General features: G+C 49.7%; 21 protein-coding genes and 1 tRNA gene. 13 read left to right on the top strand and 9 right to left on the bottom strand.

What is annotated here, in order from left to right; genetic code table 11:
• Window positions 1-201 precede the first annotated feature (201 nt).
• A complete protein-coding gene (locus tag HBA93_RS05550) occupies window positions 202-1,401 on the bottom strand; it encodes a septal ring lytic transglycosylase RlpA family protein (protein ID WP_286201763.1) in 1,200 nt (399 codons plus the stop codon).
• Window positions 1,402-2,033: 632 nt separating this feature from the next.
• On the opposite strand from HBA93_RS05550, the gene HBA93_RS05545 reads away from it, so the two are divergent.
• Together HBA93_RS05545 and HBA93_RS05540 are read left to right on the top strand one after the other, a co-directional pair.
• Window positions 2,034-2,435 (top strand): MAPEG family protein, encoded by a 402-nt coding sequence (locus HBA93_RS05545; RefSeq protein ID WP_221722592.1) that lies wholly within the window; start codon window positions 2,034-2,036, stop codon window positions 2,433-2,435.
• A gap of 201 nt (window positions 2,436-2,636) precedes the next feature.
• On the top strand, window positions 2,637-3,437 hold the full coding sequence (locus HBA93_RS05540) for a GGDEF domain-containing protein (protein WP_121992532.1): 801 nt from the start codon (window positions 2,637-2,639) through the stop codon (window positions 3,435-3,437).
• A 12-nt stretch (window positions 3,438-3,449) separates the two neighbouring features.
• Here HBA93_RS05540 and HBA93_RS05535 read toward each other — a convergent pair whose 3' ends face one another.
• From HBA93_RS05535 to ade, 6 genes are all read right to left on the bottom strand, one after another.
• On the bottom strand, window positions 3,450-4,001 hold the full coding sequence (locus tag HBA93_RS05535; protein WP_221722591.1) for a GNAT family N-acetyltransferase: 552 nt from the start codon (window positions 3,999-4,001) through the stop codon (window positions 3,450-3,452).
• A gap of 100 nt (window positions 4,002-4,101) precedes the next feature.
• Window positions 4,102-4,848: an alanyl-tRNA editing protein gene (locus HBA93_RS05530; RefSeq protein WP_221722653.1), complete on the bottom strand. Its 747-nt coding sequence runs from the start codon at window positions 4,846-4,848 to the stop codon at window positions 4,102-4,104.
• Window positions 4,849-4,973: 125 nt separating this feature from the next.
• Complete coding sequence (locus HBA93_RS05525) at window positions 4,974-6,017, bottom strand: cysteine synthase A (RefSeq protein WP_221722590.1); 1,044 nt, start codon at window positions 6,015-6,017, stop codon at window positions 4,974-4,976.
• A 183-nt stretch (window positions 6,018-6,200) separates the two neighbouring features.
• Window positions 6,201-7,745 (bottom strand): DEAD/DEAH box helicase, encoded by a 1,545-nt coding sequence (locus HBA93_RS05520; RefSeq protein ID WP_502910049.1) that lies wholly within the window; start codon window positions 7,743-7,745, stop codon window positions 6,201-6,203.
• Between the two features lie 377 nt (window positions 7,746-8,122).
• Window positions 8,123-9,379 (bottom strand): threonine ammonia-lyase IlvA, encoded by a 1,257-nt coding sequence (ilvA, locus tag HBA93_RS05515; protein ID WP_121992537.1) that lies wholly within the window; start codon window positions 9,377-9,379, stop codon window positions 8,123-8,125.
• Window positions 9,376-11,115, bottom strand: coding sequence for an adenine deaminase (ade, locus tag HBA93_RS05510; RefSeq protein ID WP_286201774.1), 1,740 nt, complete (start codon window positions 11,113-11,115; stop codon window positions 9,376-9,378). The genes ilvA and ade overlap by 4 nt, the downstream gene beginning before the upstream one ends.
• Window positions 11,116-11,439: 324 nt before the next feature.
• On the opposite strand from ade, the gene HBA93_RS05505 reads away from it, so the two are divergent.
• The 5 genes from HBA93_RS05505 to HBA93_RS05485 all read left to right on the top strand — a co-directional run bounded on the left by HBA93_RS05505 (window position 11,440) and on the right by HBA93_RS05485 (window position 14,769).
• Window positions 11,440-12,141: an SDR family oxidoreductase gene (locus HBA93_RS05505; RefSeq protein ID WP_221722588.1), complete on the top strand. Its 702-nt coding sequence runs from the start codon at window positions 11,440-11,442 to the stop codon at window positions 12,139-12,141.
• Window positions 12,142-12,367: 226 nt separating this feature from the next.
• A tRNA-Leu gene (locus HBA93_RS05500) sits at window positions 12,368-12,453 on the top strand.
• A gap of 217 nt (window positions 12,454-12,670) precedes the next feature.
• Window positions 12,671-13,720 carry an LLM class flavin-dependent oxidoreductase gene (locus HBA93_RS05495; protein WP_121992539.1) on the top strand — a complete coding sequence of 350 codons (1,050 nt, stop codon included), beginning with the start codon at window positions 12,671-12,673 and terminating at the stop codon, window positions 13,718-13,720.
• Window positions 13,721-13,864: 144 nt separating this feature from the next.
• Entirely contained in the window at window positions 13,865-14,515 is a 651-nt protein-coding gene (locus HBA93_RS05490) for a histidine phosphatase family protein (RefSeq protein WP_286201762.1), read from the top strand.
• A complete protein-coding gene (locus HBA93_RS05485; RefSeq protein ID WP_221722587.1) occupies window positions 14,512-14,769 on the top strand; it encodes a hypothetical protein in 258 nt (85 codons plus the stop codon). The genes HBA93_RS05490 and HBA93_RS05485 overlap by 4 nt, the downstream gene beginning before the upstream one ends.
• Before the next feature lie 64 nt (window positions 14,770-14,833).
• Here the strand turns inward: HBA93_RS05485 and HBA93_RS05480 are convergent, their stop codons facing one another.
• Complete coding sequence (locus HBA93_RS05480) at window positions 14,834-15,958, bottom strand: vWA domain-containing protein (protein WP_221722586.1); 1,125 nt, start codon at window positions 15,956-15,958, stop codon at window positions 14,834-14,836.
• Between the two features lie 217 nt (window positions 15,959-16,175).
• Here HBA93_RS05480 and HBA93_RS05475 point away from each other — a divergent pair, with 217 nt between their 5' ends.
• On the top strand, window positions 16,176-16,562 hold the full coding sequence (locus HBA93_RS05475; RefSeq protein ID WP_221722585.1) for a hypothetical protein: 387 nt from the start codon (window positions 16,176-16,178) through the stop codon (window positions 16,560-16,562).
• Window positions 16,563-16,613: 51 nt separating this feature from the next.
• Window positions 16,614-17,465, top strand: coding sequence for a hypothetical protein (locus HBA93_RS05470; protein ID WP_221722584.1), 852 nt, complete (start codon window positions 16,614-16,616; stop codon window positions 17,463-17,465).
• A 70-nt stretch (window positions 17,466-17,535) separates the two neighbouring features.
• Here HBA93_RS05470 and HBA93_RS05465 read toward each other — a convergent pair whose 3' ends face one another.
• A complete protein-coding gene (locus HBA93_RS05465; RefSeq protein ID WP_221722583.1) occupies window positions 17,536-18,513 on the bottom strand; it encodes an alpha/beta hydrolase family protein in 978 nt (325 codons plus the stop codon).
• Window positions 18,514-18,607: 94 nt separating this feature from the next.
• On the opposite strand from HBA93_RS05465, the gene HBA93_RS05460 reads away from it, so the two are divergent.
• The 4 genes from HBA93_RS05460 (at window position 18,608) to HBA93_RS05445 (ending at window position 23,386) form a co-directional block, all read left to right on the top strand.
• Window positions 18,608-19,501 (top strand): LysR substrate-binding domain-containing protein, encoded by an 894-nt coding sequence (locus tag HBA93_RS05460; protein WP_121992544.1) that lies wholly within the window; start codon window positions 18,608-18,610, stop codon window positions 19,499-19,501.
• Window positions 19,502-19,633: 132 nt separating this feature from the next.
• Entirely contained in the window at window positions 19,634-21,298 is a 1,665-nt protein-coding gene (locus HBA93_RS05455) for a phosphoethanolamine transferase (RefSeq protein ID WP_221722582.1), read from the top strand.
• Window positions 21,299-21,398: 100 nt separating this feature from the next.
• Entirely contained in the window at window positions 21,399-22,061 is a 663-nt protein-coding gene (locus HBA93_RS05450; protein ID WP_220159632.1) for a response regulator, read from the top strand.
• Complete coding sequence (locus HBA93_RS05445) at window positions 22,058-23,386, top strand: sensor histidine kinase (RefSeq protein WP_221722581.1); 1,329 nt, start codon at window positions 22,058-22,060, stop codon at window positions 23,384-23,386. Before HBA93_RS05450 ends, HBA93_RS05445 begins: the two co-directional genes overlap by 4 nt.
• Window positions 23,387-23,439 lie beyond the last annotated feature (53 nt).

Genomic DNA, 23,439 nt, shown 5'->3' with positions numbered 1-23,439 from the left:
GCACAGCAGCAAAATGCAGCTTTCCTGCAAATTTTGTCTTTTCGTATGTGCCGGTAAAGCAGGCCACCTTGTTCTCCGGTTGTGATTTCTCTCTGTAACAGACTCAAAAATAGTTCACGATGATTGACGATCAATGAAGCTGAAACAAAAACGTCCGGCAAAGCCGGGCGTTTAAACAAGACGTATGAGATTACAGAAGATTTACTCGGCACGCACCACAAAGGCATCACTTGCACCGGCAGCCCATGCTGCCTGTAATAACGCGTCATTATTGCCGCTGCGCGATTTTGCAGTCAGGCTGTACAAGTCGCCCTGAGCCTGCGGGGTCATGCTGCTGCTGATTGTTCCGATATTTTTAAGCGCTGAGGCTATACGGTCTGCCTCATCCTTGCTGCTGAAAGTACCGAGATCAACAAACTCACCCTGCTCTGTACCGGCCTGCAGATATTTTGCGGCCTGCGCATTGCGCCATTCGGCAGAGGCTGAATCCGGCATCAGCACTTTGGAATAAACAGCCTCATTGGCCTGAGCGATGCGATTTCCGGCATAGGCACTGACCAGAATATCATTCTGTGCGGAAGCATAGAGACCATATGGCTTATCCAGCGGCACAGGGATAACGCTCGGAAGCGCAGGTGCAGCACCGTCAGCATATCCGAAAGGCAATTCCGGTTGCGTGGAAATCTGGTCAAATGCGCTGGCAGCACCTTGTTCTGCCCGGTTTGGCGCAGATGTCGGTGTCGGGCCGTTCATGGCCATCATCACACCTGTTGCAGGCTGGCCAATATTGTCACCGCCTGCCGGACGGTAAGAGGCGAGCAGGAATGCATCATCCTGTCCATGCAAAGGTGCGCGGCCAACATATTCGACTTTAACATTCGCGGTGCCGTGATGCTTGTAATCCAGCATTTCAGCCGCTTTTTCCGACATATCAATGATACGCTCGTTGGAATAAGGGCCACGGTCATTCACGCGTACAATAACTGAACTGCCATTGGCGGTATTGGTGACGCGGGCATAGCTTGGCAGCGGCATAGTCGGATGCGCGGCTGTCAGATGGGTCATGTCATAGACTTCGCCATTGGCGGTCAGACGGCCATGAAACGCCGAACCATACCAGGAAGCACGACCGACCTTCACATAATTCGGGTCTTCCTTCGGCTTATACCATTTGTCTTTGACTTTATAAGGCTTGCCGACCTGATTACGGCCGCCGCCGCGCGGGATTTTCTTGCCATTGGCTACACGCGGACTGGCTTTTACGCCATAGACGGATTCTGCAAAATATTCTTTAGAACGCTTTTTCTTCTTCGCTTCCGGCTGAGGAGAAGCACAGGCTGTTACCAGCAATCCTACCACGCCAAGACAAAGAATATGTTTCACCCGAGAAGAATGCAGCATCCGGCCCCCGCTCTTGTTCATTGCAACAGGCCCATGCGGCTGTTTCTGAAATGACTTCATTACGCTACTCAAACCCATCACAAACAACAACATTCAGTCTGCAACAAAACCGGCATTTCCCCTGTCATTTATACCAGTCAGACAATGCCAGCCCGTTACTTGTAAAACGAAACAGTTTCAAAACCTTTATTTCCACTTTTATTCAGAGCGGAAAATGCACAACATTTGGCGACTGTTCGCAAGAATTAATTGATAGAATCTTAATAATTCCCGCAAAGCAATCCACAAACCTTGCCCGCCCGGTTTTTCGCCTACATATTTAAGTCCGGTATTTGATTTTTAATGTATCTTTTGGGAGATGTTTTCTTTTTTGACAGTTAACGAAACAACGAACCTCATTTAATTAACTTGCTTTATTAACAATGGTTTATTGCCATGGGATAACGGCAAGAAATCTGTCAGCGCTGCTATTTACCAAGAAACAGCCGCAGCGGATTTCCATAGCCACTCCGGCGTTAACCAAGTTTATATTTCGCTGGGGACAGATTAAATTCCGTTTTGATCTTTCCTGAAATAAACCACCGTCAGAAATTCTGCGGACTGACATCTGCCCTCTATGAAGGAAAAAGAGTTTGAGCACAGAACTGAACCTCGCCGTTGTTATGCTTGTTGTTGCAGTCATTCAGGTTTTGCTTCCTGCATTTTTTCGCAATGGCGAGACGGGTCTGGACTATAATGCCGGACCGCGCGATGAGGCAGGACCACCTGTCGGCATTGTCACTGCACGGCTGCAACGGGCGCAGCGCAATCTTTATGAAACTCTGCCCCTGTTTCTCGCTGCTGTGATTATTGCCCATATTGCCGGCCGTGAAAGCAGCCTCACAGTTACGGGTGCATGGATCTATGTTATCGGGCGTATCTTTTATATCCCCGCTTATGCTTTCGGCATAGCTTATGTGCGGAGCCTGATCTGGGCTTTCTCTCTGGTCGGACTTGGCATGATAATTTTGGCGCTGACAGGGCTATTGGCATAATATAAATTTATGCATTGCTAAAATAAAAAACTCTTATTTATAAAGAATTTACGCCAATCCTTGATTTTAATAGGTTTGAAGGAACTATTCCTTTATGTGGAGGAGAATATCGGGTTGGCCAGTAATTTCTATTCAGCATTTCCAGTCATTAACTGAAAATATTCGGACTACAGCATACGCTCAGGGATATTTGAACAGACTATGAAATCAGCTCTTATAAAAGCCTTTATTGTTTCCGCTGCTGCTGCGCTGCTTTGTGTGGCGATCAGCATGATTGTCGGACTTATCCGCAATGAGCCGGTTGGTACGCTCAGTATCAGCCTGAGTCTGATTTTGCCTCTGATTACTGCTTTTCCGGCGATGACAGTGGTGTTTCACCGTAACGCACAGCTATCCCGTGCATTTTCTGATCTGGAAAAAGCCCATCATGAATTACAGGCACGCTCCAAAATTGATTATATGACCAACCTCTATAATCGTGAGGCCTTTTTCGAAATGATGCGCACTGTCCGCTCCCGTCAGGAGACAGGTGCTTTACTGCTCATCGATGCGGATCATTTTAAGAATATTAATGATAAATACGGCCACACAGTCGGTGATCGCGCCTTAAAGCTGATTGCATATGCTTTGCAGAATGTAACCCGTAAGGGCGATCTGGTTGGCCGTGTCGGCGGCGAAGAGTTTTGCGTTTACCTGCCCAATGCCAGCCGCGCTGCCGCTATCAGCGTTGCCGAGCGCATTCGTGTGGAAATAGAGAATACACCGTTTTATGTGTCCCAGAGCCATGTTGAGCCGCTGACAATCAGTGCAGGTGGTGCCCTTGCCCATAAAAGCGACAGCAATTCGCAGATTTTCAGCCGTGCTGACCATTGTCTTTATGAGGCAAAAAATCAGGGCCGGAACTGCATTGTTTTTGAACCGGCAGAAGCGGGTGAAACGGACACCAAGAAAATTCATCTGATTTCAGATACGGAAGAAAACAGAGACCGGCGCAATTTCTGATGTGATTACGCTCTATTTCCAGAGCGTGATCACATCCTCAGCTGTAGAGACCGGCGAAAAGCCCATGCGTTGATAGAGTTGCAAAGCGCGCGGACTATCCAGCGTATTGGTCTCAAGGCGCAATTTTTCCGGATTATGCGACCATGCAGCGGCGAGAGCTTCGGCAAAGAAGAATTTTGCCAGACCCCGCCCCTGATAATCCGGCACCAGCCCGAAATAGAGCAGATCGACACTCTCCGGCAGATTGAGCCGCATTTCAGCAAAACCCGCAGGACAACCATCCACATAGAGCAGCAATATGCGTGTTTCCTCTGCCTGAATGATCGAGGTAACAGTCTCATCACTCTGCATACGACGCAGCATCCAGTGATGCGGCTTGCCGATAACCTCATAAAGATAGCGATAGAGATGCACGGGCATATTTTCTGCCAGCATGATTGCCAGCCGGAGACCGGCAGGCAAAGGCACCGCAACATTTAACGGTGCAGCCATTTCCAGCCGTGTAATATTAACGCTCACTTCATCAGCGAGCGATTTGTGGTCGTTATCCGTAGGATCGCTCATAGGGTTCCGATCTTCATTTCAGGACGTGCATAATTCATTATGCACGCCCGATAACTCAACTGCTTTGTTTTCCTGATAATGATATGGAAAAGCAGCGATATTATGCCGGAGCCTTACCAAAACGGATACGATAGCGGCGGTTCTCTTTGCCTTTTTTCTCAACCTTGCCGATATGAATCTCACCGATTTCGGACGTATTGGCCACATGCGTGCCGCCGCATGGCTGTGAGTCCACGGAACCATTGTCGCCGATCAGCACTAAGCGGATACGTCCCTGCCCGACCGGCGGGCGCACATTCTTGGATTTTACCAGATCTGGATTGGCAGCCAGTTCTTCATCACTGATCCAGTCTGTTGTGACGGGCGATGCGGCATTGACCATTTCCATCAGTTTTTCGCTCACCTGTTCTTTTGTCAGGTCATTGCCCTGCATATCGAAGTCAATGCGGCTGTCATCAATATTGACCGAAGCGCCGGTTACCGGAAACGGACAAATCACGGAAAGCAAATGGCAGGCCGTGTGCATTTGCATCAGCTTGAAACGGCGCTCCCAGTCGATCTCTGCAATCAGCTCTTCACCAAGCTGTGGCAGTGTCTCACCTTCCGCAGGTACATGAATGAAATCATTCTTGGTCGCGCCGTTAACAGTGGTGACAATCTGAATGATGCTGCCATCAGCACGGCGCAACAAACCACTGTCACCGGGCTGCCCGCCGGATGTGGCATAGAACACAGTCTGATCGAGAATAATACCACCTTCATCCGTGAGACCGATCACCTTGGCCGGTGTCGCTTTCAGATAAGCATCTTCGCGGAAAAGCGGATTGGTTTCCAGACTCTGTGTCATCATACCCTCATGCAAACATTTAAGAAAAAGTCTTTTGCGAGAGGTTTAAAGCAGTTTCAGGAAAAGTAAAACCGCTTTTCCTGAAACTATGATAACAACAAAGAGACCTGGTATTGAACAGGTTTTTATGCCTCGTAAGGGACTGCAATGTCTGAACGTGTCAAAAGCCATTGCGGTACAGGCAGACCACGCTCTTCAAGGAAGGCCGGATTATACATTTTTGACTGATAACGGTTACCGTAATCAGCCAGAATTGTCACAATCCGTGCGCCTTTGCCGAGATCTTTCGCCATTCGGATAGCACCGGCAATATTTATAGCCGATGAGCCGCCAAGGCAGAGACCTTCTTCCTGCACCAGATCAAAAGCGATTTTCAGAGCATCTGCATCACTGATCTGATAGGCGAAATCCGGTTTGAAATCTTCGAGATTACCGGTGATGCGTCCCTGCCCGATACCTTCCGTGATGGAGGATCCCTCAGCCTTCAATTCGCCGGTGGTGTAATAGGAATAGAGCGCCGCGCCTTCCGGATCAGCCAGACCGATTTTGATATCTTTGCTGAAGCCGCGCAGACCTGCCGCCACACCAGCCAGCGTGCCACCGGAACCGACCGCACAAATGAATCCGTCAATTTTACCTTCTGTCTGTTGCCAGATTTCCGGTGCTGTTGTCTCAATATGCGCCTGACGGTTGATCTGGCTGTCAAACTGGTTTGCCCAGATAGCACCATTCGGCTCGGTTTTGGCCAGTTGCTCGGCCAAGCGGCCGGAAAGACGGACATAATTATTCGGGTTCTTGTAAGGAACAGCCGGAACTTCAAGCAACTCTGCACCCAGCAGACGCAGAGCGTCTTTCTTTTCCTGACTTTGTGTTTCAGGGATAACGATGACAGTGCGGTAACCAAGTGCCTTGGCCACCATGGTCAGGCCGATACCGGTATTTCCGGCAGTTCCTTCCACAATCACGCCGCCTTTGCGCAAAAGTCCACGTTTTTCTGCATCACGGATAATGTAAAGCGCTGCTCGGTCCTTAACGGACTGTCCCGGATTGGCAAATTCGGCCTTACCGAAAATCTCGCAGCCGGTGAGCTCTGAAGCTTTACTCAGGCGGATCAGCGGCGTGTTGCCGATCGCCTCGATCACAGAATTTGTTACACCTGACTGCACCATTATATTTGTCCTTTAATTCTGCGCAGAAATACGCATTGCTGCGCCGAACCTATTGTTGCTGAACAGCTTATTCAAGGTACAGTTTTCCTGTAAGTCTGCATCCGACAATAAAAAACACCGCCGGAAAGCGTTCCGGCGGTGTTTTATTTCAGTATTATTCAGAAATTAGGACAAAACAATAAATTAGCTGTTCCAATCCTGACCCGCACGTTTCTTATTGCGGTGGAAGGTCTTTTTATTCGCAGGCTTGCCGCTATTGGCCTGACCGGAATTATAACCGGAACCCTGTCCGCTGCGACCGGAATGATTGCGGTTCTGACGGCCACGTTCGCCCTGTGCAGGTTTTGCTTCACGTGGCTTGGCAGGTGCGGCATCATCATAAAGCTCACGCACATCGGAAAAACCAGTGGTGCGCTGTGGTGCTTTATCCAGATTTTTATACGGGCGCGAGGTCTTGCGCTTGCCGGTGGCGCGCGGATCAGGCTTTGGCCATTCGTGCTCGAAGGTTGGTTTTTCTGTGCGCTCAGGCAAAGGACCAAACTGCGGCGGCAGGTCTTTCAATGTCAGCTTATTGCGGATAACACGCTCAACAGCTTTGAGCTTTGCATGTTCTGTACCGCCGTCATAAAGCGTAATCGCTGCACCGGAGGCACCATTACGACCGGTACGGCCAATACGGTGCACATAGCTTTCCGGCTCATCCGGCAGGTCATAATTGATGACATGGCTGATGCCCGGAACGTCAATACCGCGCGCAGCAATATCAGTAGCAATCAGCACACGCACAGAACGGTCTTTAAAGCCGTTCAGCGCACGCTGACGGGCGTTCTGCGATTTGTTGCCGTGAATGGCTGCAACGGAATAACCGTCTTTTTCCAGCGTGCGTGTTACCGCATCCGCACCATGTTTGGTGCGGGTAAAGACAATAACGGTTTCCAGCTTAGGATTGGTCAAAAGGCCGGACAGCGCTTTTTTCTTATCCTTGGTCGGGACAGTATAAACAACTTGTGTAATTTCAGCCGCAGTTGTACCGGCCGGCGAAACTTCAACACGCACCGGATTACGCAGCAGGCCTTCAGCCAGTGCCACGATTTCCTTAGGCATAGTTGCCGAGAACAAAGCAGTCTGACGGTCAGAACGTGTTGCCTTGGCAATGCGCTTCACATCATTGATAAAGCCCATATCCAGCATACGATCGGCTTCGTCCAGCACCAGCCATTTGGTAGCGGACAGATCAACACATTTATCACGCACCAGATCGGTCAGACGACCCGGCGTTGCCACCAGAATATCAACACCCGGCACCATTTTGCGCACCTGAGAGGCGCGGGAGACACCGCCCAAAATCAATGCGGTTGAAAGATGTGCGCCTTTGGTGAGTACACGAACGGTTTCTTCAATCTGCACAGCCAGTTCGCGGGTTGGCGCGAGGATCAGAGCGCGACAGGTCTTTGGCAGACGCTTATCACCGAGTGCCAGAATCTGTTCGATAATCGGCAGGGAAAAGGCCGCAGTCTTGCCGGAGCCGGTCTGCGCGATACCCAGAATGTCTTTGCCCTTCAGTTGGGCTGGCAGGGATTGCTGCTGAATTGGCTTTGGCGAGGTCATGCCCGCTGCATCCAGATTTTTCAGCAAAAGACCGGTAATGCCCAAAGCGGCAAAGCCGGCATTATCTTCAGTTTTAGCGGCGAAACCGCTGGTATCCTGAATTTCCGCAACTGCGGTCAGGTCAGTTTCATTTTGATTTGTCAAAATATAAGCTTTCGATATGCGCCGCCGGTCGGGAGAACCGGACACACGCATCATCAGACCACCATGCGCAGCTGGCAATCCGGAAACAAATTTTTATACGACGAAGCGCCGGAACATTGATGTTCTCACGCGACTTGCGCTGCCGTATCCGGCACGGAATGACCGGATTATTTCACCTCTTCATGAGGCAAAGTTTCAAGACGCAACGAAGTCCAGCATGGAAAGCCCTAATGCAATATCTCGCATCAGACCCAAGCGCCTGACCTGCATATGGGCGCTTTCGTGTTAAAAAGCAAATGAAATAAACAGCAGTGTCCTATGCAAATAAACATAGGACACTGCTTAAACCTTCATCAGATGATGAAATCAGCCAGAACCTGATTATCGGTAATATCCTGATAGGCCCAGCCCGCTTCCTTGAACTTCTTATCAAGAATAGCGAAGTTCTTCGCGTCTTTCGTTTCGATGCCGATCAGCACAGAACCGAAATTTCGTGCCGATTTCTTCAGATATTCGAAACGTGCAATATCATCTTCCGGCCCGAGCAGATCAAGGAACATGCGCAATGCCCCCGGACGCTGCGGGAAGCGGAAAATGAAATATTTCTTCAGCCCTTCATAGCGCAGCGCACGTTCTTTTACGTCCGGCAGACGTTCAAAGTCGAAATTGCCACCGGAAACCACCAGAACAATGGTTTTGCCTTTGAGTTCGCTTTTCTTGAAATCTTTCAGCGCATCAATTGCCAAGGCACCGGCTGGCTCCAGCACCACACCTTCAACATTGAGCATTTCCGTCATCGTGCCGCAAAGACGGTTCTCAGGCACATTGATAACGGATGATGCCGGATAGGTTTTGAGGATTTTGAAATTCTCTGCGCCCAGCTCACCAACAGCCGCACCGTCAACAAAATTATCGACGGTCTGCAGTTTGATACGTTTACCTGCTTCAAGACTGAGTTTGAGGCTCGGTGCGCCTTGCGGCTCGACAAAGCGAAACTCTGTCGGCCAGCCCAGTGCTTTTACATAAAGCGTTACACCGGCAGAAAGACCGCCGCCGCCAACCGGCAGCATCATCAGATCAGGGATTTTGCCTTCCGGCAATTGCTCGGAAATTTCCTGCGCAACTGATGCCTGACCGGTGATGATGCCCATATGATCGAATGGCGGCACCATTAACCCGCCTTCAGCTTTGGCATAGTCCTGCGAGGCAGCATAGCATTGATCAAAAATATCGCCGACAAGACGAATTTCGATAAACTCGGCACCGAAAGCGCGGGTCTTATCGATTTTCTGCTGCGGTGTTGTCACCGGCATGAAGACCACGCCTTTGCGGCCAAAATGGCGGCAGACATAGGCGAAACCCTGCGCATGATTGCCCGCAGATGCGCAGACAAAAACCGCATTCGGATCGGCTTTTTTAATCGCGGCAGAAATAAAGTTAAATGCACCACGGATTTTATAGGAGCGTACCGGCGTCAGGTCTTCGCGTTTCAGCCAGATATCCGCACCATATTTGCGCGACAAATAATCATTGCGCAGCAAAGGTGTTTCGCCGAACAGGCCGCGCATTTGCTGTGTAGCCTGTTTTACCGATTGTATAAAATCACTCATAGGAACAAATCAACTTTCTCGAAGCTACGCACATCCACCAAACCGATATCGGAAATGCGCAGTTCCGGTATCACCACAAGAGCCAGCAGCGAATGCTGCATATAGGCATTATTCAGCGTGCAGCCCATCGCAGCCATAGCTTTCACCAGCTTGTCCGCTTTTGCTGCAACGATCTCGGCACGCTCGTCAGACATCAGACCGGCAATCGGCATTTCCACACAAGCCAGTTCTCGGCCCTTGGAATAAAGCACCACACCGCCGCCGATTTCACCCAGACGATTAACGGCTGTCGCCATATCGTCTTTATTGGTGCCGACAGCGATAATGTGATGGCTGTCATGAGCAACGGTCGAGGCTAGCGCGCAATCCAGCGTATAGCCGAAACCGGATACGAAAGCATTGGTGATCTGACCAGTACCGCGATGACGTTCCACCAGAGCAATCTGGCAAACATCATTACGGCGATCCATCTGCACAATGCCGTCGCTCACGGAAAGTTCGGCCTCCAAAGCACGTGTCGGCGCCTGATTTTCTATAACACCGATAACGCGCGCCGTTACATTCTTCGTTGGTTTTGGTGCTTTAATATCAAAATCTTGTGCCGAAAACTTACGACCAAGCTTTACCGTATTCTTCGCTTTTTCCGGATATTTATAAGGTGCAATTTCCGCAACCAGTTTACCCTGCTCAGCCAGCAACACACCGCGTCCGTAAACACGCTCAATTGTCAGTGCAGAGAGATCAGACACGATCAGGAAATCCGCACGGCGACCCGGTGTAATAGAGCCGATTTCACGCTCTAAGCGAAAATGCTGGGCTGTATTAATCGTCGCCATCTGGATCGCGGTGACAGGTTTTAGCCCTTGCGCAATTGCATGGCGCACAACACGATCCATATGACCATCATGCACCAGAGTGCCGGAATGGCTGTCGTCAGTGCAGAGGATAAAATTACGGGAATCCAGCCCCTGCTCGGTAATGGCTTTGACCTGTGTTGCCACATCGAACCATGCAGAACCGAGGCGCAGCATTGCGCGCATACCCTGACGCACACGAGCAATGGCATCCTCAACGCGTGTGCCTTCATGGTCGTCTTCGGGGCCACCGGCAACATAGCCGTGGAAAGCGCGACCAAGATCAGGCGAAGCATAATGCCCGCCAACCGTCTTACCGGCATTCATTGTGGCATCAATCACGCCGCGCATGGTCGGGTCATTATTGGCAACACCGGGGAAATTCATCACTTCACCAAGGCCGATAATATTCGGCCAGCTCATGGCTTCCAGCACTTCTGCTGCACCGATTTCCGCGCCGCCATTTTCCAGCCCCGGTGCAGAAGGCACGCAGCTCGGCATCTGCACATAGACATTGACCGGCATGGCCATAGCCTCGTCATGCATCAGCCGCACGCCCTCAAGCCCCAGCACATTGGCGATTTCATGTGGATCAATAAACATAGAGGTTGTGCCATGCGGAACAACCGCACGGGTAAACTCTGTGACTGTCACCATGCCGCTTTCGACATGCATATGCGCATCGCACAGACCCGGCACCAGATAGCGGCCTTCGGCATCCACAACCTTGGTTGTCGCACCGATGCAATGGGTTGCATCATGACCAACATAGGCAAAACGCCCTTCAACAATAGCGATATCAATGCCAGCAACAATTTCGCCCGAATAAACGCTGACCAGACGACCATTACGCACCACCATATCAGCTGGCTTGCGCCCCATGGCAACATCAACCAGAACAGGCGCAGATGCCGCCCATGATTTGATTTCAGTTTTTGACTTTTTAAGATCTGATGATGACAAGATAGCCTCCATGGCATGACCGGTCATAAATATATCCGGCGCAGGCAAAAATCAGTTTTGCCAAGTTTAGCCGGAAATTACCAGTTTGTTTTGATTGTTTAAGCAATTATCTCATCGGATTACACAGCTAAGCCGCATCATTCAAACGGCGCAATAATTATTATAACACTGACTATATAATACTTTACAGCAAAAGCATTTTCATGGCAGCTTCAGAAAAATTCAAATCGGGAGCGATAGAATATGGACGGAAAAGTAGCGATTATTACGGCTGGCGGATCAGGCATGGGCGCCGCCGCCGCACGCAAACTGGCGGACAACGGCTATAAGATTGCAGTTTTATCCTCATCAGGCAAAGGTGAAGCGCTGGCAAAGACCTATGACGGTATTGGTGTCACCGGCAGCAACCAGTCCAATGATGATCTGCAAAAGCTCGTAGATAGCGCGCATCAGAAATGGGGACGTATCGACGTCTTAGTGAACAGTGCCGGTCATGGGCCGCGTGGCGGTCTGCTGGATTTTTCAGATGAAGACTGGCATCGCGGCATGGATGTTTATTTCATGAATGTGGTGCGCTCTGTACGCCTCGTCACACCAATTATGCAGGCACAGAAAAGCGGTTCAATCATCAATATCTCGACTTTTGCAGCTTTTGAGCCAGATCCGGCTTTTCCGGTCTCCAGTGTGTTTCGTGCCGGACTCGCCTCCTACACCAAACTGTTTGCCGACAAATATGCTGTCGAGAATATCCGTATGAACAATATACTGCCGGGCTTTATCGACAGTCTGCCGGAGAAACAGGAGTTCAAAGACCGCATACCAATGCAGCGTTACGGCACTGAGCAGGAAATTGCTGAAACCATCGCATTTCTGGCGTCTGATGGCGCGGGGTACATTACCGGCCAGAATATCCGCGTTGACGGCGGCATTACGCGTTCAGTTTAAGAGTATCTTGCTGCGGCCGGACTATACCGGCCGCTGCCTCTCTTATGTGACATGAGTTACACAAGACTAAATTACTGATTTCAATCAACATTGATTTTTGCAAAATATATTTATGCCGAGTGATATTCCGGCAGATTTTTCACTCAGTACACAATCTGCGCCTTGACTTCCGCAAGCAAATCACGGATCAAAAGGCAGGTTTCAGGTGCATAAAACATCTTGCACTGCGGACGTGGAGAAATCGGTAAACTCAGCAGACTTAAAATCTGCCGCTCTTAGAGCTTGCGGGTTCAAGTCCCGCCGTCCGCACCACCTTTATTAAAAATCTATAAAAATTAAATAGTTAGCATATGTCACGCTCCTTGTTTTGAGCTGCTTTGAATTACGTTGGACGTATTCTGTTAAACACGTCTCACTATAGGTCACATGATGAACACAGTGTCCTATTTGTGAGCTTTGTCTGTCTCCTTCCGCATACTATATCAAGACCAATTGCTATTGAAACCGCTTGAGCGGCAGGAGTATCTCTATGAGAGCCTTTGGTTTTTTAAGTTTTGGTCATTATGTGAATGCACAGGGTTCGCAGGCGCGGACAGCCAGCGACATGCTGAAACAGGCCGTCGATATCGGCGTTGGCGCAGACGAACTTGGTGTAAACGGCGCTTATTTCCGCGTGCATCACTTTGCGCGTCAGCAGGCATCGCCAATGCCATTGCTGGCAACGATTGCAGCAAAAACAAAACATATCGAAGTCGGTACCGGTGTTATCGATATGCGCTATGAGAACCCGCTATATCTGGCTGAAGAAGCTGCGGCTCTCGATATTCTTGCTGACGGACGTATTGCACTGGGGATCAGTCGCGGCTCACCGGAAACAGTGGTGCGCGGTTACGAAACCTTTGGCTATACCGGCTCAACCGATCCGCGCGGCGCTGATATTGCACGCACCAAATTCGATTTGTTTATGCGCTCAATTGACGGTGAACGACTGGCACCGGGCGAACGCAGTATGACCGGCGGTCAGATGATGCCGATTGAACCGCGTTCCTCCACATTGCGCGATCACATCTGGTGGGGTTCTGCTACCCGTGAAAGTGCTGAATGGACAGGACAACAAGGTCTGAACATGATGTCGTCCACCTTGTTGACAGAAGATGCAGGAATGCCTTTTGACGAGCTTCAGGCCGAACAGATTGTTCGTTTCCGTGAAGCTTATCGTGAAGCTGGCCATACCGGCGCTCCGCGCGTTTCAGTCAGTCGCAGCATCTTTCCGATCGTGAACGAACAGGATGCCGCTTATTTTGGCAATGCATCTGAAAGATATGACGGGGTAGGTATGATTGACGGTTTCCGCTCAACATTCGGCCGTACCTATGCTGCCGAACCGGACAGGTTGATTGAGGAGCTGAAGAATGATCGCGCCATTGCGTTGGCAGACACTCTTATGCTGACAATTCCGAACCAGCTCGGGCCGGATTATAACCTGCATATGTTGGAATCTTTTGCCAAATATGTGGCTCCTGCCCTTGGCTGGAAACCGAACTGGGAAGGCCCTGTCACCGGTGATATAATCGACTAGAGCGCCGTGTGCCAGACTTGGCACACAAAGGCCGCTCTAACACTTTAAAATGAGAGCATAATTTTACCTTAAACTGATCCAAGTTTAAGGAATTATGCTCTTACAAATAATCCCTCAAGCCAGAGATGGTTTGAGGGATTATTTTTGAGTATTCTCATCACTGCGAAAACAAAACAGCCTTGGATGCAGGAGCAATGCAGCGTGATTTATTTAGTTCGCCATGGTCAAACGATCTTTAACGCTGCCGCACGCTGGCAGGGACAAGTCGACTCTCCGCTAACTGCACTCGGATTACGTCAGGCTGCTGCCGCAGGTGCGACTCTTCGCAAAACTATCACCTCCGATGATATTATTCTCTTTTCCAGTCCGTTAGGCCGTGCACACAGCACTGCAAAAATAATTGCCGAAAAACTGGGCAAACATGATGACATCATACTCGATCCGCGCCTGATGGAAATTGGTATGGGGTCATGGGAAGGCCTTACGGATTACGAGATAGAGCAGGAATGGCCGAACGCCCGCGATGGATTGGAACGCCATGAATGGTTCTTTCACTCTCCTGACGGCGAAAATTTTGAAGATATGTCCGCCCGCGTTCAAGACGTGCTTACCACCATTGAAGAACATAAGGCTCAAATCAAAATCATTGTTTCGCATGGTGTGACCGGCCGGATAATTCGCAGTATTTATGGCAATATCCCGAGAAGTGAAGCATTGAAACTTGAAGCCCCTCAGGATGTTCTGTTCGGATTATCCGGTAACGGGAATATTGAGCGGATTACTTACGACATATGAACCAGCAAACAACTTCCCGCAAACAGAACTGGTGCCTGTCCGCAATCATATCTGTGATTTTCGGCGCACTGACAGCCTTGATATTCTATTATCTGATCTTTTGGGGCGCGGGAAATGACGGCTATGCCATCATATATTGCATTTTTACGGCACCAATCGCTTTGATTTCCGGTCTGTGGGGCGTGTTCTACTGGCGAAGCAGTGTTGCCGTTTTTGGTCTGCTTCTGGGGCTTTCACCGCTTATATATTTATAAAGTACCTTACACTATCAGGCACCCTGCCCGCCATGAACAGAGCGCCTGAATTAGAGTGGCCGGATTATTTTAGCTGCTCAACCAGAGTTTCCTTAACAACAGTATCGAATGAATCTCCGCCGCTGTCTTTGCTCAGCTCAGCTGTTTTCTTTGCTATATAATCATCACGCTTGCTGATGAGGCCTGCCATTTCCCCTTCAAGTTTCGTGCGTTCCTGTGCATTGCGATCAAGAATTGCCTGTTTTTCCTGACCGGATTTGCCACGCATATTTTCCGGCAATTCCTCATCCTTCACGGCATCCAGCTTTTGCTTGCCGTTTTGCACATCCGCAACAAGATCGCCGCCGCCGGTTATAACCTCTTTAGCGCCGCCTTTTTTGGAGTAATAGCGTGAATTATCAACCTTTACAGCCGCAGGAGCCGCAGCTTTTGCATCCATTTTGCTGGAGAGTTCAGCCTGAACTTTCGTACTGCCATAGGCAATCACAGTCTTATCGAGATTTTGCTGAACAACGATAATTTCGTTGTCAAACGGCGTTTCCATAACAGTGATATTACCGCCATCCTGCGGAATGGCTATATAACGCCCATGCCCGAGCTGGGCAATTTCCCGCCAGACTTTGGTCGTATCAGGATCATCACCGGCCTGAATTGTATTGACGGTGATTTTATCTTCTTTCGCACGTTTCAGAATTTGCGGATATTGCCATGTGTTCGGATAATCCATATGTGGCGGCGCATCCCCGACAAGGAAGATGATCCGTCTGGTATTATCATTTTTAGTCCATTGCAGCTTGCGGACAGATTCATCCAGCGCTTCATTCACCGATTCCGGTGTGTCGCCGCCGCCGTCTGCTTCAAGTTTAATCAGCTTGCCATACAATCCCTGCACATCCGCGCTCATATCGTAGGATTTAACGACATATTCATCGCCCTGATCACGATAGGCCACCAGTGCCATACGGATATCGGCATCAGGATTCACATCGATGATTGTATTGGCAATAGACCAGATCTTCTTTTTTGCTCCGTCAATAAGGCCGGCCATCGAACCCGTTGTATCCAACACGAAAGCAACCTCAATACGCTGGCTCTTGTCATTATTGGCTGCAAAAACCGGCGAGGCAAATGCAGTGACAGCAAGACCAGCCAGAAGAGTTTTTCCGAAACTGTGCAAAGAACGAACCATTATTTTCCCCGAAGAATAAACGATGCTTATGCTTTGCGGCGGAATAAGGCATAATTGGGAACCTGTCTGGACAATATTATGATCTGCAGATTTTTTATTCTTTTTGCGATATTTATTTAGCTGTCTGTACAATTTTAAATGTAATAGTAAATTCTTCGCGCTTAAATAAATAAAAGCGTCGCTGTGGCAATTACAAGAAAACAATTGAGATCATTGCATGATACGTATTCTGTTTCTTTTTCTGGGTCGTGAAATCATCCAGAGACATTGGAAAACACTATTCGTCATCGGCGTTCTCTGGCTTATTGTCGGTCTTGCTATTCTGATTGATGCACTGGACGGAGATACCCTGCTCCGCCCGTATCTTTTCGCTTATTTTCTGGTACCGGAAGCCGCTCTCAGCCTGCTTGCTGCGGCAGGAAGCGAAGGCACAGCCAGACAGATGCGCATAGTGCAAGGGATTGCATTATTCGTTGTTGGTATTCTCATTTACACATCCAGCGCAGCCAGCAATTTCTTTCTGGCCATGGTTTTCGGTTTATGTTTTCTGGTCGACGGCAGCATGCGTATCGCCAGCGCATGGGTTGTGCGTTATCCGCGCTAGAAGGCCGGTATTGCCGGTGGCGTTCTGGAGCTCATACTGGCTGTTGCAACATTGCAGCCATGGCCGACCTGGTATGAAGGCACAGTGGGTGCCAATGTCGGCGCCGTTATTATGCTCACCAGCTTCGGTATTATCCATATTGCGCTTCGTATCCATAGTCTTGAAGCCGGTGCACCGCTTTCTCGTCTTTTCGGCCGCAGCAGCCTGCTATCAGCAATGACACTTCAACAAGATACGGATGGAGGAAACCCGACACGCGGCGAATTAATCGTTCATGTCTGGACGCCAACCGGCACGGCCATGACACCGCTGCGTCAGCGCGCTATCAGCCGCTATATCGCTGCCATTGATGCAAATGGCGTCATCTCCACCGGTCATGCGGCTCTGGAACTGGTACCGGATGTCTATATCAGTCACTATCCGGCGGTAGAAATTGACCGCTCTCCTGATGAATTCAGCCGCACTTTGCGCGCCACCGCCGATAATAATATCGAAGGCAGATTTTTAGCTGATTATAAATCGGAAGCTGCAGACTGGTGCGAGTCTACAGTGCAGGTGATTATCAATAATATTGATGAAGATAAGCTGCGCGCTTTCTGGAAAACCTACAAGGCCGACAACACCTATAATCTGACAAACCGCAATTGCTCCAGCGCAGTGGCTGATGCTCTGGATGCCGCATTGGAAGGTGTTTACCGGAATAAACGCTGGCCGATCTTCTCGGCATTTCGTGCGATTGTCTATCCGGAACTCTGGGCTGCAAGCATGATGCGCAAGCGCGCAGAAACCATGGCATGGACGCCGGGCCTTGTTCTTGACTATGCCCGTGCGCTGAGCGCAATCGTTGACCCGAAGCCCGGCTTCTGGGTTCCAAAAATATTCCTGAAAACAAAATCAGAATAAACGCAGGCATGTATTGAATATGCTCGCGCCGGAGCAAAAGCACCGGCGCGTATTTAGTTTTTTGCGAAAATCAGGCTTTCATATAGCGATCAAGAAAAGCCAGTGCTTTCTCCGGCTGACGGCCAAACCAGTTGTAACCGTCTTCAAAGCGTTTGGTGGTGCCTTCAATCCAGTACAGCTCTTTGTCTGTACTCCCCAGCCTGTCAAATGTGTGCAATGCATCATCAGGATTATTGATGATGGCATCTTTCAGCACCTGCCACATCAGAACCGGAAGTTTTATATTCGGTGCCCATAAGGCACCCGACATATCAGCTGCGGGGAAACCGCCCAGCTTCATGACTTCCAGATCAATCAGCTCCTGATATTGAGAAATGCCCTGCATTTCCGAAAATCGCTCGAATACAGAAGACATATTCGGCACTAAAGGGCTGCACATACACAAGACATTCTCGAACAGATCCGGACGTTTTGTGATCGCGGCATATTGCGAAATACCGCCCAGACACTGGCTGAACAGAGCAACTTTCATCTTGCTCATACGCGGATGTGCATCGACAAATTTCTTTACACCAACGCAATCACGCCATTCCCACTGGCCAATACCGCAAACACCATTATTGGCAGCGCCGCTGGTGCCGTGATTGCGGAAATCATAAGTCAGCACATTATAACCGGCATCGGTCAAATGCTTGTATTGGATTACAAAATCGATCTCGACAGGTTCAACAAAATTACTCCACGGCTCTCCCATATGTCCGGGATAGCCTGCGCGGCACATCGGCAGCGCATGGTTAAAAATCACCAGCTTGTCACTCTCACCGCCTTTGGCCGGAATATACCAGGCTTCCAGCGGCGTGCCGTCATCTGAAGGGATAGAGATGTCGCTCCAGCCCTCCATTCCATATTCATCAGGTGTTTTGAATAAGAAGCTCCGCGGCATCTTTACCATGCCTGCCAGCGCTTTCACTTTAGCATAATCGTCTTTGGAAATAGCTTTTTCCTGTTCACGGGCTTTCTGCATTCTTTCTTTCGAAATTCCACTCATGACGATCTCCTGTTTAAATGAAATCGAATTTACCATTCCCTTTGTTATTAAACTATGCTCGATGCATAATTGAACTCATTAGCAGGAGTAATAAATGAAGCGGGAAGAAATGGCTGATCTGACAGCCTTTGTTGTGGTTGCAGAGGAACGAAACTTTACCCGTGCAGCGGCAAAACTCGGCATATCCCAGTCAGCACTCAGCCAGATTATTCAGAGGCTTGAGAGGCGTTTGGGATTGCGATTGCTCACACGCACAACCCGTAGTGTTGCGCCGACCGACGCCGGTGAAAAACTGATGGAAACGCTTGTGCCTACCCTCGATGAGCTGGATTCCAGAATAGCGGCTCTGGGGGAAATGCGTGGCAAACTGGCAGGCAATATCCGTATTACTTCGGTTGAACATGCCGCCAAAACCATTCTTTGCCCTGCTTTACCTAAAATCCTGACAGATAATCCCGATATTCATGTGGAGGTTGTCCTCGACTATGGCTTGGCAGATATTGTTTCAAGCCGCTACGACGCCGGAATACGGTTAGGCAGTCAGGTCGCCAAAGATATGATCGCAGTGCAAATTTCGCCCACCATTCCTATGGCGATTGTCGGTTCACCGGATTATTTCAGCAATCGTCCGCTCCCGCTTGAGCCGCAACATTTAACCGATCATCTCTGCATTAATTTACGGCTGCCGACATCTGATAGTGATTATACATGGCCTCTGGCAAAAAATGGCCGAACCATCCGCGCACATGTTCAGGGGCAACTGACCTTTAATTTGCTGGAACCGATTTTACTGAGCTGCCTGAATGGTCTCGGGCTTGGGTTTTTACCACTGGATCAGGTTGAGCCACATATTGCAGACGGGCGTTTGATAAGTGTTCTGGAAGACTGGATACCGCATTTGCCGCCCTATCACCTCTATTATCCGAGCCGCCGCGCAACACCGGCCTTTAAATTACTGGTCGAGGCGCTGCGCTACAGAACACCATAATGGCAGAATCTTTGCTGAATTGAGAGATCTCCTGAAATCACTATAATCGATAGTAAAACCGGCGTTCAGGTTCCTGTCAGGAAAACCATTCACTCGTTTGTCCAAAGTACAGAACTTCAAGGACGACGAGTCATGGCATTGAATATTCCGGCAGAGTTACGCCGCCCGCATATCGAGAGCGTAACCTTAAGCATCATCACAGCCGGCTACCTTACCGCGGTAAACAATGCAACATTCTGGCACCGCTCAGAGGAGCTGTTGCCAACCGGCGCGCTTCTGGCGCTTGTTGCAGGCATATTCTGCCTGTTAGCAGCGCTTTGCATCACTGTTTCCGTGAAATATCTCACCAAGCCGTTGTTTATTTTTCTCATTATGGTTTCGGCCACTGCATCATGGTTCATCGATCAGTTCGGAACCATCATTGATGTGGAAATGCTGCAAAGTGCCATCGACACAACCAATGCCGAAGCAGGACATCTCATCAGCTTCGGTTTCATACGCCATATCGTTCTGTTCGGCATTCTGCCTTCCCTGCTGATTTTATGGGTAAAAATCGAGCACCGTTCCTTCCTGCAAAAAGTGAAGCAGAATTCTGCTTTCATCTTTCCGGCGCTGTTTGTTGCTGCGGCGCTCTTTATGCTGAATACCAGCACCTTTACCTCGCTGGGGCGCGAACATAAGGAATGGATTGCAACACTCAATCCGGTGATGCCGATTGGCAATGCTGTCAAGCTGGGCATCCGCTCCGGTAAAAATCAGAATATTATCGTGCAGCCGCTCGGTACGGATGCCAAGGTTGCAAATGCTGTTTCCGGCAACAGAAAACCACGCCTGACGATTGTTATTGCAGGTGAAACTGCCCGTGCCGAAAGCTTCTCCCTCGGAGGTTATAAGAAAAACACCAATCCTGAACTTGCCCGTCAGGATATCACCTATTTTTCCGACACCAGCAGTTGCGGCACCATCACAGCCGTATCCCTGCCATGCATGTTCTCGGTCTACACACGCGATGAGTACACCCATGAGAAGGGTCTGGAGACGGAAAACCTGCTCGATGTGCTGAAACATGCCGGTGTGCATGTGGAGTGGTGGGATAATAATACAGGTCACAAATCTGTTGCTGATCGTGTGACAAGTGAAGCGCTGTCGACATCAGACAATCCGAAATATTGTAAAAACGGCGAATGTCTGGACGGGATCTTTCTGGACAAGCTCGATACATGGATGTCCGGTGTAAAACAGGACACCGTTTTGGTTTTGCACCAGCTTGGCAGCCACGGTCCGGCTTATTATCTGCGTTATCCTGATGAATATCGCCGTTTCACACCGGATTGTCAGAGTGCAGAGTTTTCAAAATGCAGCCGCGAAGAAATTCTCAATGCCTATGATAACAGTATCGCCTATACGGATCATATTATTTCATCGGTTATCGACCGGCTGCGCGACAAGCAGGACAAGCTCGATACTTCGCTGATTTACATGTCAGACCATGGTGAATCCGTTGGTGAATTTGGCCTCTATCTCCATGGTGCCCCCTATTTTGTAGCACCCTCACAGCAGACTCACGTGCCTTATGTGCTGTGGCTCGGAAAAGATGCCAAAGCCACAATCAGGCAGGATTGTCTCGCGAAAGAAGCAACCGAGCCGCAATCTCATGACAAGCTGTTTCATACAGTTCTCGGTCTGATGCAGGTGAAAACACAGGTTTATTCTCCGGCTCTGGATACGCTCTCTTCTTGCCGCGTGAACGGGCAGACAAATCCGCAGGTTGCTAATTCTGTGGCTGTTCGCAGATAGAAATCACATTATATACTTGAAACCGGTTACAGGGTGACGGATTGTCTGCGGATAATCCATCACCCTGCCTGTTTTCAGACTATCCGCCGGAGATTACTGCTTGAGAGTTCTTCTTGTTGAAGATGATGATACACTTGGTCAGGCCGTGCGCGATCATGTTCTGGCAAGCGGTCATGCTGTTGACTGGATGCAGACGGCTGAAGATGCGGCACTGGCTGCGACAAGCGTTGCTTATGGCTTGATCCTGCTTGATCTGCGTCTCCCTGACGGCAGCGGCCTCACTATTCTCAAAGATTTGCGGAGCGCCAATAATCCGGTGCCGGTTATTATATTAACGGCACATGACCAGATATCAGACCGCATTGAAGGGCTGAATGCAGGCGCGGATGATTATCTGGTCAAACCATTTAATCTCGATGAGCTGACCGCACGTATGCTGGCCGTGTCACGCAGATATGGCGGCAACAGCGCATCGGTTCTGCATGTCGGTGATCTCGAAATCAAAATCTCCGAGCGCAATATCCTGTCCCCGCAGGGTGAAATTATCCTCTCGGGACGCGAATGGGCCGTGCTGGAATGTCTGCTCCACCGCTCCGGTGCTATTGTTTCCAAAGCACAAATCGAAGAAGCACTTTATGCATTTGGCTCGGAAATTGAAAGCAATACGGTCGAGGTCTATATCAGCCGCCTGCGTAAAAAGCTCGGTCATGACCGGATAAGTACGGTGCGTGGTGTGGGTTACAAAGTTGAGGACAGAACATGAAGTCTCCCAGCCTGATCGGACGTCTCATGTTTTCAGTAACCACGGCTGTGGTGACATTTTGGGTCGTCGCCGCTGTCGGCGGCATATTGGTGATGCGGGACGAATTTGCTGAAATTTTTGACAGTGCCTTGCAGGAAACCACCGAACGGCTGACGCCGCTCATCGTCGACGACATTATGCATCGTGACCAATCCGGTGCAGTTCTGTCGCTGGACAACGGCGCTCAATCCTCATCCCGCCAATATCTGACCTATCAGGCCAGAGACGCCAGCGGCAAAATCCTTGTTCACTCCTCGGATATTATCGACGGTGCCTTCCCTGCGCCATTGGCTGAGGGTTTCTGGGAGGATGATACTGCGCGTTACTATACTGTTGCCGCAGCCGATAATACGATCTTTGTTCAGGTCGCGGATCAGATGAAAAACAGGCGCGAAGCCATCAATGAAGGTGCGCTTGCCCTGTTACTGCCGATCCTCGTGCTTGTGCCGCTCAGCCTCTATATTATCCGCCTTGTTGCGCGGCGCTCGGTTAATCCTATCGGCGATTTGCGGCAGGCAATATCCGAGAAAGACAGCGGAGATCTGACACCGATAAAAGCTGAAGGACTGACGATCGAGCTTCAGCCGATCGTGCATTCGGTCAATATTTTGATGGGACGCGTGCAATCCGCTCTTGAAGCAGAGCGGGCATTCACCGCAAACAGCGCCCATGAATTGCGCACGCCGATTGCCGGAGCATTGGCACATACGCAATTGCTGATGACAGAAGTGAAAAGCGCATCAGGCAAAGCGCGGGTCGAACAGATCGAAGCATCGCTGCAAAAACTGAAACGACTGGTTGAAAAACTGATGCAGCTGGCACGCGCAGAAGCCAATATAGCGCTTGCGGATAAGCCGGTGAATCTCCTGAGTGTCCTTGATCTTCTGGTGGAGGAATTTCAGCGTAAAATGGCTTCCAATGACCGGATTATTTATCAACGCCACTCTGAGGCCAGTCTGATGAAGCCGGTCAATGAAGATGCCTTTGCTATTGTCATAAGAAACCTGCTTGAAAATGCATTGCTTCATGGTGCGCAGAATGAACCGGTTATCATTCAGGCCGAAAGAAACGGTACGATCCGCATCATAAATAGTGGCAAGAACCTTACCGCTGAAGAGTTGCTGCGTGTTCAGAAAAGATTTGGCCGCGGCACAACTGCAGCACCGGGTTCAGGACTTGGTATTCCCATTGCCACTGAAATTGCCGGTCAGATGCACGCCCGCCTGCAATTTTCCTCCCCGCCAAGCGGGCAGAAAAACGGTTTTGAGGCTATACTCAGCTTCTGACAAGCTGAATGACGTTTAAATTTGTAAAAACTGCGGAACCTTATGGAACAACC

The sequence above is a fragment of the Ochrobactrum sp. SFR4 genome (assembly GCF_019730395.1).
GTDB lineage: Bacteria > Pseudomonadota > Alphaproteobacteria > Rhizobiales > Rhizobiaceae > Pseudochrobactrum.
The sequence above is the reverse complement of the archived record's forward strand: the minus strand, read 5'-3'. Positions and strand labels throughout refer to the sequence as shown.

What these genes read in the sequence shown, in the direction of transcription:
- HBA93_RS05485 (WP_221722587.1), top strand. Translation starts at nt 14,512, where the DNA reads ATGAACCAGCAAACAACTTCCCGCAAACAGAACTGGTGCCTGTCCGCA.
- HBA93_RS05540 (WP_121992532.1), top strand. Translation starts at nt 2,637, where the DNA reads ATGAAATCAGCTCTTATAAAAGCCTTTATTGTTTCCGCTGCTGCTGCG.
- HBA93_RS05445 (WP_221722581.1), top strand. Translation starts at nt 22,058, where the DNA reads ATGAAGTCTCCCAGCCTGATCGGACGTCTCATGTTTTCAGTAACCACG.
- HBA93_RS05530 (WP_221722653.1), bottom strand. Translation starts at nt 4,848, where the DNA reads ATGACACAGAGTCTGGAAACCAATCCGCTTTTCCGCGAAGATGCTTAT.
- ilvA (WP_121992537.1), bottom strand. Translation starts at nt 9,379, where the DNA reads ATGAGTGATTTTATACAATCGGTAAAACAGGCTACACAGCAAATGCGC.
- HBA93_RS05475 (WP_221722585.1), top strand. Translation starts at nt 16,176, where the DNA reads ATGATACGTATTCTGTTTCTTTTTCTGGGTCGTGAAATCATCCAGAGA.
- HBA93_RS05535 (WP_221722591.1), bottom strand. Translation starts at nt 4,001, where the DNA reads ATGAGCGATCCTACGGATAACGACCACAAATCGCTCGCTGATGAAGTG.
- HBA93_RS05460 (WP_121992544.1), top strand. Translation starts at nt 18,608, where the DNA reads ATGAAGCGGGAAGAAATGGCTGATCTGACAGCCTTTGTTGTGGTTGCA.
- HBA93_RS05465 (WP_221722583.1), bottom strand. Translation starts at nt 18,513, where the DNA reads ATGAGTGGAATTTCGAAAGAAAGAATGCAGAAAGCCCGTGAACAGGAA.
- HBA93_RS05480 (WP_221722586.1), bottom strand. Translation starts at nt 15,958, where the DNA reads ATGGTTCGTTCTTTGCACAGTTTCGGAAAAACTCTTCTGGCTGGTCTT.
- HBA93_RS05455 (WP_221722582.1), top strand. Translation starts at nt 19,634, where the DNA reads ATGGCATTGAATATTCCGGCAGAGTTACGCCGCCCGCATATCGAGAGC.
- ade (WP_286201774.1), bottom strand. Translation starts at nt 11,115, where the DNA reads ATGGGGCGCAAGCCAGCTGATATGGTGGTGCGTAATGGTCGTCTGGTC.
- HBA93_RS05550 (WP_286201763.1), bottom strand. Translation starts at nt 1,401, where the DNA reads ATGCTGCATTCTTCTCGGGTGAAACATATTCTTTGTCTTGGCGTGGTA.
- HBA93_RS05495 (WP_121992539.1), top strand. Translation starts at nt 12,671, where the DNA reads ATGAGAGCCTTTGGTTTTTTAAGTTTTGGTCATTATGTGAATGCACAG.
- HBA93_RS05525 (WP_221722590.1), bottom strand. Translation starts at nt 6,017, where the DNA reads ATGGTGCAGTCAGGTGTAACAAATTCTGTGATCGAGGCGATCGGCAAC.
- HBA93_RS05505 (WP_221722588.1), top strand. Translation starts at nt 11,440, where the DNA reads ATGGACGGAAAAGTAGCGATTATTACGGCTGGCGGATCAGGCATGGGC.